This is a genomic window from Pseudomonas cerasi, from assembly GCF_900074915.1.
Lineage (GTDB): Bacteria > Pseudomonadota > Gammaproteobacteria > Pseudomonadales > Pseudomonadaceae > Aquipseudomonas > Aquipseudomonas cerasi.
The window spans coordinates 3936990-3950395 of the sequence record NZ_LT222319.1 but is presented as its reverse complement, the minus strand read 5'-3'; the positions used below and the strand labels follow the sequence as shown (position 1 = coordinate 3950395).

Sequence of the window (13406 nt, the reverse complement as noted above, 5' to 3'; positions counted from 1 at the left end):
GTCATGACCGTAACCACCCATCCCGTCTACCGCTACACGCCAGGCCCGCTACATGCGACCTTGCTTGCCGGAACCGTGCCTTTGTTTCTCGGCGGCTTGCTGAGTGATATTGCCTATTACCAGACCTTTCAGGTTCAGTGGAGCAACTTTGCCGCCTGGCTGATCGCCGGAGGCCTGTTGTTCTGCGGGCTGGCGTTGCTGTTTGCGCTGGTCAATCTGGTTCGCGCCGATCACAAGGCCGGTCGTCCCGTGGTGTACTTCCTGTTGTTGCTGGTTACCTGGGTACTGGGTCTGGTCAATGCCTTCGAGCATGCGAAAGACGCCTGGGCGGTCATGCCGTCTGGCTTGATCCTGTCGGTCATTGTTACTGTTCTGGCCTGCGTTGCGACGTGGACCGGGCTCACCAGCCTGCGTTCCGGAGGTGCAGAATGAGAAATATCCACGCATTGACTGCATTGACTGCATTGAGCATGGCGCTGCTGCTGAGCGCCTGCGGTGGTGAAGCCGACAGCACTCAGGCGCGCGGACCGGACCCGAAGTTGCCGGACCCGCAACGCGGCCTGTTGCCGAGCATGAAGATTGCCGAGCCGACGGCTTGGGGCGATCAGAAGCCTGCCGTGCCTGAGGGTTTCAGTATCACGGCGATCGCCAGTGATCTGAATATTCCACGTCAGTCCATCGTTTTGCCCAATGGCGACATTATCGTTGCCGAAGGGCGCGGCGGCAGCGCTGCCAAGCTCAAACCCAAAGACGTGATTGCCAGCGTCATCAAGGCCCAGGGCAACACCAAGGTCAAGAGCGGTAATCGTCTGACACTGTTGCGGGACGCAGACGGCGACGGCAAGTATGAGCTGAAAACGGTCTTTGCCGAGAACCTGAATGCGCCCTATGGCCTGGCCTTCGCGAACGGCAAGCTGTACGTGGCCAACCAGGATGCGCTGGTCAGCTTCGATTATCAGGAAGGTCAGACCAAGGCCAGCGGTGAGCCGACCAAGGTCACCGATTTGCCTGCGGCGATCAACCACCACTGGACCAAGTCGCTGACGGCAAGCGCTGATGGCCGCTACCTGTATGTCGGTATCGGCTCGAACAGCAACGTGACCGAGCGCGGCATGGAGGTCGAGATCGATCGGGCGATGGTCTGGCAGATCGACGCCGCCACTGGTGCGCACAAGCCTTATGCGACCGGTCTGCGCAACCCGACGGCACTGGCGATTCAACCGGGCACCGGGCAGTTGTGGACGGTGGTCAACGAGCGTGACGAGCTGGGGCCTGATCTGGTTCCGGATTACCTGACCTCGGTGAAGGAGGACGCGTTCTACGGCTGGCCTTACAGCTATTGGGGCCAGAATGTCGACACGCGTGCCCAGCCGCAGAATCCGGCCAAAGTCGCTGCTGCGATCAAGCCTGATTACAGCCTTGGTTCGCACGTCGCCGCACTGGGCGTGTCGTTCTCGATCCCAGCCATGGGCGACAAGTTTGCCGACGGCGTGTTCGTTGGCGAGCACGGCAGCTGGAACCGTGATAACCCGGTGGGTTACAAGGTGATCTTTGTGCCGTTCAGCAATGGACGTCCTGCCGGCGAGCCTGTGGATTTCGCAACCGGTTTCCGCGGAGCTGACGGCAAGACTCGTGGCCGTCCAGTGGGCGTGACAGTTGATCCGAAAGGCGCACTCATCATCGCCGACGACCTGGCAAACACTGTCTGGAGAGTGACCCGCAACAAGTAGGTCACATGGCCTGGGGTCGTTGTTGAGTGATCGTTCCCAAGCTTTGCTTGGGAACGCCGTTCGTGAAGCTCTGCGTCAACCATGCAACCTCGACGCAGAGCATCGGCCTGATGGCCAGTCCTGGCTGGGCTTACCTCGCGTCATCCACACAAAATTCTTTCGCAAGGTGGCTTCGATACGGGCTTACACGTTAGGGTTGGCCGCATCCACGCGCTGGCCTGAGTGGCTGGTCGCTGACATTCCCGAATTCTGGAACCGCTGTGAGTCGCTTTGAAACCGCTGGAAATGTAGATACAAAACCCGCTTCATGGTGGGCCGTTGGTAGCGTATCGCTTGGGTCGTTCGCCACCGTCACCACTGAATTTCTTCCGGTCGGGCTGCTGCCCGATATCGCTCACGACCTGGGAACCAGCATCAGCCAGACAGGCTTGATGATGGCCGTTCCCGGCATCCTCGCGGCCATTTCGGCACCGTCCTGTATTGCCCTGTTCAGTCATGTCGACCGCAAGCGCCTGTTGCTCGGACTGTTGTCGATATTGCTGGCATCCAACCTGATCGTCGCGCTGTCCACGCACTTCTGGCTGACCCTTGCGGGCAGGGTCCTGCTCGGCTTCGCGCTGGGCGGATTCTGGACGATTGCCGGTTCGCTCGGGCCTCGTTTGAGGCCCGGCAAGGAGGGCGTCAAGGCTACCGCCTATGTGCTGGCCGGCGTCTCGATCGGCACCGTCGCCGGGATTCCGGCCGGTACGTTGATCGGTGAAGCCTTCGGCTGGCGGGCGGCATTTGAAGCAGCGGCAGTGGTCACGGTGGCAGTGGGGTTGTTGATCGCATTCTTCCTGCCTGCGTTGCCGGGCGAGCGTTCTGCCGGCATCAGCCAGATGCTGTCATTGGCTGGCGAGCAGCGCATTCGTCGAATGTTCGCTGCCGCACTGTTGATCTATGTGGGGCACTTCGCGGCGTACACTTACCTCGCGCCCTTCGTGCAGGAATTCGCGCATATTCAGGGCCAGGCCCTGGGGGCATTGCTTTTCGCGTTCGGCCTGGCGGCGGTTGCAGGCAATCTGGCCGGTGGAGCCCTGGCGGCCAGAAGTGCGCCGTCCTCGGTGCTGATCATGACTCTGCTGATGCTGGGTTCGCTGACTGCGCTGCTAATGTTCGTCGGCAACCCGTGGCTGCTCGGGCCGGTGATTCTGGTCTGGGGGTTCGCTTTCGGGATGATCCCCATCACCACGCAGATCTGGTGTTTCGAAGCCTCCAATGATCGCGTGGAAGGTGTTCAGGCGCTGCTGGTCTGTGTGGTGAATCTGTCGATTGGCGGCGGGGCGTTCATTGGCGGCGTGGTGTCCGGTCGGGCCGGCTTCACCGCTGCCATCGTGATCGGCGCGGTGTGTGCCGCGCTGTCCATGCTCACCGTGATGCTGGCGATGCGCAGCTCAAGACCGGTCAGTTGCACAGACTGATCTGCCGATAGCGGAATACCGCGGCGATGCCGAAAGCATCGTCGCGATACCTCATTGCACCCTCAGCCTGCCTTGAAAAACGCGACCTTGCGGGTCAGGCGATCCGCAAGCTGTGCCAGCTCCTCGCTGGCGGTAGCCACCTGCTGCGATCCATTGGCGGATTTGAGTGTCGAGTCGTGGATGCTGGTGATGTTCATCGCAACGTCTTCTGCCACTGAGCTCTGTTGAACCGAAGCGCTGGCGATCTGCGCGTTCATGTGATTGATCGCACTCACTTCCTGATTGATTCTCGACAGGGCGCTTTGGGCATTGCGTGTCTGCTCCACGGCGCGATTGACCAGTTCACAGCTGTCGCGCATGTTTTGTGCCGCGGTTTCAGTACCACCCTGCAGCGTGCTGATCATGTTTTGAATCTCCTGGGTCGACAGCTGGGTGCGATTGGCCAGCGAACGAACCTCATCGGCCACGACCGCAAAACCTCTGCCATGCTCGCCCGCGCGGGCGGCCTCAATGGCTGCGTTGAGCGCCAGCAGGTTGGTTTGCGAGGCAATCGAGTTGATCACCTCGATCACCGTTTCGATCTGCTCGCCGTGCCGTGACACCTGCTCCACGGTGCTGGTGGTTTCAGTCAGCGTGGCTGCCAGTTGTTCGATGGCGGTGGTCGTACCTTCGACGAGGCTGTTGCCGTTCGCCACCTCACTGTCAGCCAGGCGCGCAGCATCTGCGGCCTGTGCTGCGTAGCCCGAGACTTCACTGACCGTCGCGGCCATTTCACTGATCGCAGTGGCCACCTGTTCGGCTTCACGGGTCTGCACCATGATCTGGGTGTTGTTGGCGGAGGAGGCTGCCGACAGCACGGTAGAGGACTGGCTGACCTCCTGAGCGGCCATTCGCACTTCGGTGATGGTTTCCGAAAGACGGCTCAGCGCCGTTTTCAGCACACCCATGACGCTGTCGGGATACGCTGTGGTGATGGTTTGCTGCAGATCGCCCGCAGCCAGTCGGCGAATGGCCTCGGCAACGTCGACAGGCTCCGCGCCCAGCGTCTTTTTCACGAAGCGAATGATGAACGCCGACAGCGCAATGCTCAGCAGTACAGCGAACGCAGTGGCCAGCAGCATCAGGCCACGGAACTGGCTGGCGGTCGCCTGCACATTATCCAGCTGAACCCTGATCGAGGCTTCCTCATGGTCGATGAGCGCATTGATACGCTTCAGCCATTCGCTGTAGTCGCCGGAGGTCTGGCTCAGCAAAAGAGCCTGGGCACCGGCGATGTCTCCGGCACGGCGCAAGGCAATCACGCTCTTGGTAGAGCCGAGCGTTTGCTGTTCGATTTCCTTGATGCCACGCAGCAATTGGCGTTCCTCGGCACTTATATTCTGCTTGGCGAACAACTGCTCCATCGGTACAGCCGAGTCGACATAGTCCTTTTCAAGACGGGTCATCTCTGCCAGATGCAGCGCCAGGTCCTGATCGTTGTTGACCAGCACGGCATCGCGCAAAGCGATTGCACGATTGTGCACGCTGCCCCGGAAGTTGATCGCATAGCGCTGTACCTTGGCGGCATTTTCGCCTACGTCTTCCAGGGTGCTGTCGATGAACCCGACCCGCTGAATGCCAACGGCTGTGATCAAGATGAGCAGCGAGACGACAGCGGCAAATCCCAAGCCGATGCGCGTAGCCAGAGAAACCTGATTTTTCATGAAATGAACCCGAAAGAGGCAAGAGAAAAAGTCGAATTAAATAATGGCAAAGAGCCTTTATTCAGAATGGCCTGACGATACCGCCCAGTCGACTGACTGACTAATAGATATTTGCGTACAGTGACATAGACAGGTGTTATTTCAGAACGGTGTGACAGTTACGAAAGCTGCGGTGCGTTCTTTACGGGTATTCGTGGTCGCAGTCTCCAACAGGTAACCGGCGAGGCTCACGCCATTCGCCGGTCCCGGGGTTCTGCAGCGCCGGTCAGACGAAACCGGTCACTGCATGGGGCACGTACGGTGCCTCGAGGCGTTTGATGTCCTCATCACTGAGCACCAGTTGCAGTGCTGCGATGGCATCGTCCAGCTGCGTCGCCTTGGAAGCACCGACGATGGGCGCTGATACACCGCGTTTGGCCAACACCCAAGCCAGTGCGATTTGCGCCATCGGTACCCCGCGCTCTGCGGCAAGCTGCTCCACGGCATCGATCACTCGACCGTCTTCCTTTTCCGTCGCCTCGTAAAACGACTGCCCGGAAACGTCGGTTCTGGTCCGCTCGGTCTGCTGACCATGGGGCCTGGTCAGCCTGCCGCGTGCCATCGGGCTCCACGGCATCAGGCCGACACCCTGATCGATACACAGCGGGATCATCTCGCGCTCTTCTTCGCGATACACCAGGTTCAGGTAGTTCTGCATCGAGACGAACCTGCTCCAGCCATGCGCGGTTGCAACCTGCTGGGCTTTGGCGAACTGCCATGCGTACATGGAGGACGCGCCGATGTACCTGGCCTTGCCGGCCTTGACCACATCGTGCAGGGCTTCCATGGTTTCTTCGATGGGCGTGTCATAGTCCCAGCGATGGATCTGGTACAGGTCAACGTAGTCAGTGCCGAGTCGCGTCAGGCTCGCGTCGATACTGGACATGATGGCCTTGCGCGAGAGGCCCTTTTCGTTAGGGCGGGTCGAGCCTTCCCACATGTTCGCCGGAAAGAACACCTTCGTTGCGATCACGGTCTCGTCGCGACGCGTGAACTCTTTGAGCAATTTGCCGACGATGGTTTCCGAGGTGCCTGCCGAGTAGCTGTTGGCCGTGTCAAAAAAATTGATGCCTTGCTCGACGGCGTGTTTGATGATCGGCCTGCTTGCTTCTTCGCCCAGTGTCCAAGGGTGCGTTCCGGCATCGGGCTCGCCGAATGTCATGCATCCAAGGCACAGTCTGGAAATATCCAGTCCTGTGTTGCCAAGCTTTACGTAGTCCATGAATCCTCCATCTACCGTTGATTGATCAGTCGCCGAGCAGTTTTGCGTTTACAGATGGGGCAATGCCTGCCCGAAACAACTCTCTTTGGTGCGATTGGTTCTATAGTTCTAATTCTGTAGAACTATAAGCGACTGCGCACGATTCGGGAGAGCAATATGGCCAGGCTGGAACAGATAGGGTTTCTCGGTTTCGATGTATTCGGCACCGTTGTCGACTGGCGAAACGGCGTGGCGCGGGCCGCGGCGCCCTTTCTGCAGCGGCATGGCGTGGACATCGATCCCCTTGATTTTGCCGATCAGTGGCGGAGCCTGTATCAACCTTCCATGCAGCGCGTGCGTGCGGGTGAGCGCCCCTACGTGACACTCGATGTGCTCAACCGTGAGAGTCTCGAAACCGTGCTGGCGCGCCACGAGGTGGATTTCGGCAGCATCCCCGGGGCCGAGCTCGCCGAGCTGAACAAGGCCTGGGAGCGGCTCGATCCATGGCCTGACTCGGTCTCAGGCCTGACCCGATTAAAGCGCAGATTCTCGATCGGTACGCTATCGAACGGACACATCGCCGGAATGCTCAACCTGGCTAAATTCGGCGGACTGCCCTGGGACGTCATCGTCGGCGCGGAGATCGCCGGCACCTACAAACCGATGCCCCAGACCTACCTGAAGTCTGCAAAAGCAGTGGGCCTGGCGCCGCATTGCGTCGCCATGGTGGCTGCGCATAACGCCGACCTGACTGCCGCACGTGCGAATGGCTTCAAGACCGTTTTCGTCCGACGCCCCGCCGAGCACGGGCCAGGCCAGACATCTGACCTGACCGCCGAACAGGACTGGGACGTGATCGTCGATTCCCTGACCGAAGCGGCTGACGCGCTCGATTGCTGAAGCGCCTGTTACCTGGGTGGACCGGTTACCCGCGCAAGTCTTTCCACATATGCACCTTGGCGACGAATCCGGTGCCTACAGCGACTGCAATGGGTTCGATGCCAAAGGTCACGAAGCCCATGCGCTCGTACAGCCCGACTGCTTCGGCGTTGCCCTGCGTGACAGTGAGCTGGACGACCAGAAGCTTGGGCCGGGTTCGGGCATGGTCGAGCACGCTGCGTACCAATCGAGAGCCGATGCCTCTGTTCCTGTGCGCCAGTGGCACATACATGCCGAACAAGGTCGATTTGTGTCGGGCCTTCTTTCGGGTTTCGACGCAAAGGCCGGCTACACCCAGCAAGAGACCGTCTTCAACGGCGGCAAACACTACTTCGGTTGCGTCAGCGCTGTCATCGAGCCTCTTCTCCCACCACTGGGCAGGCAGCACTTCGCGCTCCTTCACGTCAGAGGTAAAGGCGTCTGGATGACGTTCATAGGCCTCGAGCATCAAGGCGCGATAGGCAGGTGCATCGGCCGGAGTCAGTCGTCGGTAGGTGAGGGTCATGGAGGCCGGGCTCGTGTGAGTCAGTTTTTGAGTATTGCATTGCGCGCAGGGAAAAGTCGCCGCCGACGCTGAAATTTCAAACCGCTCTCCCGCCTGGACAGCAGTGCCGTTTGACGGACACTTTCGCGGTTTGTAACTTTTTGTTTGCCTCATCGCCGAAAATCGTGGTTATTATCCCCGGCGCCCAGGGCCAAAAACCCAGCGCCAATGACTGTCACGGGTTCACAGACTCCGCAGTCACAGCCGATCGGGTCCACCCTGGCGCTGACACCCCGGCGCAGGCCGTTCCCCGTCGTTGACCCTCAAACGGAAGATGAGGTTTCAATTGGTCACGCGGTATGCAAACGTCAGTTCCAAGGGCAGAGCGATCAGTCTCGTCAACGAGCCAGCCACCCCCCTTTCTGTAGGCGAGTCGCGCCTTGCCGCGTTCGTCTGTCATCCCTCTGCGATCCCCCCGAGCGCTTGCATGTCAGGTCATGACATGAGCCCGAGAGCCCGCGCCGCACCTTCTCCCTGAGTCTCGATGTTCATCCGGCATTTCTCATGCCGTGCCTGACGGGCTTGCTGCTCTGCGCTCCCGTCTGCTCATAAAAAAATAATCTGCTCACGGACGGTGATTTCTGATGGTCGACCAATCTTCCTCGCGCGGGACGGGCTTCGCTCATCCTGATACAGAGCAACCATTTGACCAAAACCAGTGTGTGCATGGCCTTTTCGAGGCACAGGTGCAGCGCAACCCTGCCGCCATCGCGGCACGCTTCGAGCAGGACACGCTTGACTATGCGACGCTCAATACCCGTGCCAACCGTTTGGCCCACTACCTGCGCAGCCTCGGTGTCGGGCCGGATGTGCGTGTCGGGATTTGCCTGGAGCGCTCGCTGGACATGTTGGTCGGCGTGCTCGCGGTACTCAAGGCGGGCGGTGCCTACGTGCCGCTGGACCCCGCGTACCCGGAAGCCCGTCTGGCACACATGCTGGCAGACAGCGCGCCACGCGTGCTGCTGAGCCACGCTCCGGCGCGCGCGGCGTTGTTGGCGGCGCTGGAGAAGGTTGGAGTCGCAACGCAGGTGCTCGATCTGGCCGATAGCCGGCTGTGGGCAGCGCAGCCGACGCACAACCCTGACCCGCACGCGGTTGGTCTGACGCCCCGCCATCTGGCGTACGTGATCTACACCTCGGGCTCCACCGGGACGCCCAAGGGGGTCATGGTCGAGCACCGTGGGCTGATCGCGGTCAGCGCCGCCTGGGAGCCGTTGTACGCGCTGCACAAGCCCCTCACTCACCTGCAAATGGCCGGGTTTTCCTTTGATGTGTTCAGCGCCGACCTGATCCGCGCACTGGGTTTTGGCGGCACGCTCGTGCTCTGTCCGCGAGACACGTTGATGGACCCACCTTCGCTGTATCGCCTGTTGAGCGAGGCGCGCATCGATTTCGCGGACTTCGTGCCTGCGGTGCTCAACCCGTTGCTGACCTGGACGCAGGAGGCAGGGCGCGACCTGTCGTTCATGAACACGGTGGTTTGCGGCTCGGACATCTGGACAGCGCACAGCGCGCGCCAACTGCGTAGGTTGTGTGGCGAGCATGTACAAATCGTCCAGGCCTACGGTGTTACCGAAGCGAGCATCGACAGCACCTGTTTCGAGTTCGAGCCCGACAGCCACGTCGATGCGGTGCTGCCCATCGGACGGGCGTTGGCCAACACGCGGATTTACCTGCTCGATACCGCTGGCGAGCGTGTTCCCCAGGGCGTGACCGGCGAACTGTACATCGGCGGCGCGGGGGTAGCGCGCGGCTACCTGAATTTGCCGGAACTGACCCGCGAGCGCTTCATCGACAGCCCGTTCGTGGCCGGTGAGCGGTTGTACCGTACTGGCGACCTGGCCCGCTATCGGGCTGACGGCCATCTGGAGTTTCTCGGGCGCAACGACTCGCAGGCCAAGCTGCGCGGTCTGCGCCTGGAACTGGGTGAAATCGAGGCGCGTCTGGCCGAGGTTGCCGGTGTGCGTGACAACGTGGTTGTGCTGCGCGAGGACAACGCGGGCGTGCCCAGGCTGATTGCCTACTTTCGCGAACAGACCGGCGCAGCGCTGACGCCCAAAAGCCTCCGCCAGCATCTGCAGCTCAGCCTGCCGGACTACATGATTCCTGCCGCGTTCGTGCGTATGGACGCGCTGCCGCTGACCGCCAATGGCAAGCTGGACCGCATCGCACTGCCCGAGCCGGGGGATGACGCGTTCGATCGGCATGTTTTCGAAGCCGCGCAAGGCGCGCTGGAAATGGATATTGCGGCCATCTGGGCCGAGGTGCTGGGCGTCGAGCGAGTCGGTCGCCAGGATCACTTTTTTGCACTCGGCGGCCACTCGCTGCTGGTGATGCGCGTATTGGCCAAGGTTCGACAGACGCTGCATCTTGAGGTGTCACCCTCAGCCCTGTTTACCGCCCCCGTGCTGCAGCAGTTCGCCGAACGACTGAGCACCGCTCAGCAGGGCGACGCTCGTCCACCGATCATGGCTGTAGAACGTAGCGGGGCACACATGTTGTCGTCTGCTCAGCAGCGTCTGTGGTTTCTGGCGCAGATGGAAGGCGGCAACGCGGCCTACCACATGCCGTTGAACCTGCGCCTGCGCGGGCCGTTGCAAGTGGCCGCGCTGGAGCGCAGTTTCAATCAACTGGTGGCCCGCCACGAGGCGTTACGCACCACGTTTTTCGCGGTCGAGGGCGAGGGGCGGCAGCGCGTTGCGGCGGCGGGAGCGATCATTCCGTTGCCAGTCATCGATCTGCGCGGCGAGCACGATGCCCAGGCGCGTCTGCTGGCGTTGATCGACGCAGAGGGCAGCAAGCCGTTCGACCTGGCGGTGGGGCCGTTGATGCGCGTCAGCCTGGTCAAACTGGCCGATGATGATCACGTGTTGTTACTGACCCAGCACCACATTGTTTCGGATGGCTGGTCGATGGGCGTGCTGACCCGCGAGTTGGGGCTGCTCTACGCAGCGGCTACTCAGCAACCGGCCGCACTCGGGCAGTCCCTGGCACTGCCGCCGTTGCCTGTCCAGTATGTGGATTACGCGGCCTGGCAACGCCAGTGGCTGTCCGGTGAGGTGCTGGACGCGCAGCGGTGCTACTGGCGTGAAACCCTGAGCGGTGCTCCGCTATTGCTGGAGTTGCCCACCGATCATAAACGTCCGGCGGCCCAGGATTACCGCGGCGGCTTCGTGCCGCTGGTCTTTGACCGCGCGCTGACAGCACGGCTCCGAGTGTTGGCTACGCAGCAGGGCACCACGTTGTTCATGAACCTGCTGGCGGCCTGGTCGCTGCTGCTGATGCGCCTGTCGGGTCAGGATGACGTGGTCATCGGTGTGCCCTCGGCGAACCGCAGCCAGCATGAGCTGGAAGGGTTGATCGGGTTCTTCGTCAATACCCTGGCCCTGCGCATGACCCGCTCCGGCAGCCCGACGGTGGCCAACTGGCTGCAACAGGCGCGCAACGTAGCGCTTGCCGCTCAGGAACATCAGGACTTGCCTTTCGATCAAGTGGTGGAGTTGCTCAACCCGCCGCGCAGTCTGGCTTACAGCCCGGTGTTCCAGGTGCTGTTCGCCTGGGAGCAGCATCAGGATTCGGATCTGGAGTTGTCCGGGCTCGACGTCAGCGTGCTGCAAAGCGTCCAGCCAGTGGCCAAATTCGACCTGCAACTGGCACTCAGCGAACGTGACGGACAAATCGTCGGTGGCCTGGAATACGCGTCGGGGCTGTTCGAGCCGGAGACCGTGGTGCAGATGGGCGACTACCTGCGCCGCATCCTCATGCAGATGGTCGAGGACAGCGAACAGCCGCTGGCGACGCTCGACCTGCTCAACGCCGAGCAGCACCGACGAATCGTCCACGACTGGAACCGCACCGAGCGCGATACCTCGGCACAGCCCGATTGCGTCAAGCGCTTCGAAGCCGTTGCGCAGCACACACCCGACGCCGTGGCGTTGCTGGCCAATGAGCGAGCGCTGACTTACGCTGCGCTCAATCTGTCTGCCAACCGCCTGGCGAATTACCTGATCGAGCAGGGCGTGGGTCCCGAGCAGCGCGTGGGGCTGTGTCTGGAGCGCTCGCCGCAGATGATCATCGGCCTGCTGGCCATTCTCAAGACCGGCGCCGCTTACGTGCCGTTCGATCCGGCATATCCGGCCGAGCGGCTGGCGTTCATGTTCGCGGATGCCGCTCCAAGCCTGCTGCTGACCCAGACTGCACTGCGTGCCGGTCTGCCGCCATTGCCCGACACGCTGCCGATCTGCTGCCTCGACGTTGAGGCGCAGCGCTGGTCTGGGTATTCCGAGGCCAACCCGCAAGTCCCCGTCAGCCCCGGCAACCTGGCTTACGTGCTCTACACTTCCGGCTCGACCGGGCGGCCCAAGGGCGTGGCGCACAGTCGTGCCGCCCTGGATAACCTGATCGCCTGGCAACTGGAGCAAACGCCTGCGTCACAACGCGTGCTGCAATTCGCATCGTTGAATTTCGACGTGTCGTTTCAGGAAATCTGCAGCACGTTGTGCCAGGGTGGCAGCCTGGTGCTGATGAGCGAAGCCGGCCGCAAGGACCTCGCTGCGCTGCGTCCGACGCTGGTGGCCGAGGACGTACAACGGGCGTTTCTGCCGTTCGCCGTGCTTCAGCAACTGGCCAGTTTCACTGAAACCGACGCGTCGGTGCCGATGCCCTTGCCAAAGGGCGGCTGCGAAGTCATCACCGCTGGCGAGGCGTTGCTCGTCAACGACGAACTGCGTGCCTTTGTCTGCGGCCTTGGCGGTGCACAACTGCACAACCAGTACGGCCCGACCGAAACCCACGTGGTCAGCCAGTTCAGCCTGAACTGTGACGACGCCACGCAGTGGCCGGACGCACCGCCGATTGGCCGGCCCATCGCCAATGCGCGTTTGTATGTGCTGGACGGCGACCTGAACCCGGTGCCGGTCGGCGTGGCAGGCGAGCTGTATATCGCCGGTGCGTGCCTGGCCCGGGGTTATCTGAATCGTCCGGACCTGAGCGCTGAACGCTTCCTGCCTGACCCGTTCAACCCACTGCCTGGTGCGCGCATGTACCGAAGCGGGGATCTGGCGCGGTTCCAGGCCGACGGCAATGTGCAGTACCTGGGGCGCATCGACCAGCAGGTCAAGTTGCGCGGTTTTCGCGTCGAGCTGGGCGAGATCGACAGCCTTCTGCACCGGCAACCCGGTGTGCAGGAAGCGGTGGTGCTGCTGCGCGAAGACGTGCCGGGCGACAAGCGTCTGGTGGCCTACGTGGTGGGGCCTGCAACCGCCGAAACGCTGCGTGCCGAGCTGCACCGCCACCTGCCGGAACACATGGTGCCGACGGCCTGGGTGGCGCTGGCGCAATTGCCGCTGACCCGCAACGGCAAGCTCGACCGTCAGGCGCTGCCGGCGCCAGAGCGGCAGGCCGCCAGTGCCTATGTGGCACCGCGCGACGAGACCGAGCGGCAGATGGTGTGCATCTGGGCCGAGGTGCTCAAGTGCCAGCAGGTTGGTATTCACGACAACTTTTTCGAGCTGGGCGGGCATTCGCTGCTGGCCACACGGATGATCTACATGATCAACCAGCGCATGGGCGCGCAACTGTCCCTGAGCAGCCTGTTCAAGACGCCGGTGCTGATGGACCTGGCCGAGCAGGTGCGGCTCGGGCGGGGTGACGGGCCTTCGCTCGACACACCCTTTGCCCCGATTGAAGCTGATCGCAGCGCACGTTTCGCGCCGTTTCCGTTGACCGACATCCAGCAGGCGTACTGGTTTGGCCGCGAAGCGTCGGTCAGCCTCGGCGGGGTCAGTGCCA

7 protein-coding genes and 1 pseudogene are annotated in these 13406 nt (G+C 61.8%); 5 read left to right on the top strand and 3 right to left on the bottom strand.

Going from position 1 to position 13406, the window contains the following annotated elements:
- The first annotated feature begins 3 nt into the window (after positions 1 to 3).
- The 3 genes from PCPL58_RS20010 (at position 4) to PCPL58_RS20000 (ending at position 3190) form a co-directional block, all read left to right on the top strand.
- Complete coding sequence (locus tag PCPL58_RS20010; RefSeq protein WP_003368607.1) at positions 4 to 432, top strand: DUF2231 domain-containing protein; 429 nt, start codon at positions 4 to 6, stop codon at positions 430 to 432.
- Positions 429 to 1730, top strand: coding sequence for a PQQ-dependent sugar dehydrogenase (locus PCPL58_RS20005; RefSeq protein WP_065350263.1), 1302 nt, complete (start codon positions 429 to 431; stop codon positions 1728 to 1730). Before PCPL58_RS20010 ends, PCPL58_RS20005 begins: the two co-directional genes overlap by 4 nt.
- A gap of 260 nt (positions 1731 to 1990) precedes the next feature.
- Positions 1991 to 3190: an MFS transporter gene (locus tag PCPL58_RS20000; protein ID WP_065350262.1), complete on the top strand. Its 1200-nt coding sequence runs from the start codon at positions 1991 to 1993 to the stop codon at positions 3188 to 3190.
- 62 nt (positions 3191 to 3252) lie between these two features.
- Here the strand turns inward: PCPL58_RS20000 and PCPL58_RS19995 are convergent, their stop codons facing one another.
- A complete protein-coding gene (locus PCPL58_RS19995) occupies positions 3253 to 4893 on the bottom strand; it encodes a methyl-accepting chemotaxis protein (RefSeq protein ID WP_024662578.1) in 1641 nt (546 codons plus the stop codon).
- A 265-nt stretch (positions 4894 to 5158) separates the two neighbouring features.
- Positions 5159 to 6154 carry an aldo/keto reductase gene (locus PCPL58_RS19990; RefSeq protein ID WP_004413987.1) on the bottom strand — a complete coding sequence of 332 codons (996 nt, stop codon included), beginning with the start codon at positions 6152 to 6154 and terminating at the stop codon, positions 5159 to 5161.
- Positions 6155 to 6310: 156 nt separating this feature from the next.
- Between PCPL58_RS19990 and PCPL58_RS19985 the strand changes: the two genes are divergently transcribed.
- On the top strand, positions 6311 to 7033 hold the full coding sequence (locus PCPL58_RS19985; protein ID WP_054081151.1) for a haloacid dehalogenase type II: 723 nt from the start codon (positions 6311 to 6313) through the stop codon (positions 7031 to 7033).
- Positions 7034 to 7058: 25 nt separating this feature from the next.
- On the opposite strand, the gene PCPL58_RS19980 is transcribed toward PCPL58_RS19985, so the two are convergent.
- On the bottom strand, positions 7059 to 7577 hold the full coding sequence (locus PCPL58_RS19980; protein WP_065350261.1) for a GNAT family N-acetyltransferase: 519 nt from the start codon (positions 7575 to 7577) through the stop codon (positions 7059 to 7061).
- 623 nt (positions 7578 to 8200) lie between these two features.
- Between PCPL58_RS19980 and PCPL58_RS19975 the strand changes: the two are divergent.
- A pseudogene (locus tag PCPL58_RS19975) lies at positions 8201 to 13405 on the top strand (amino acid adenylation domain-containing protein); the annotation flags it as partial.
- Position 13406: the final 1 nt, after the last annotated feature.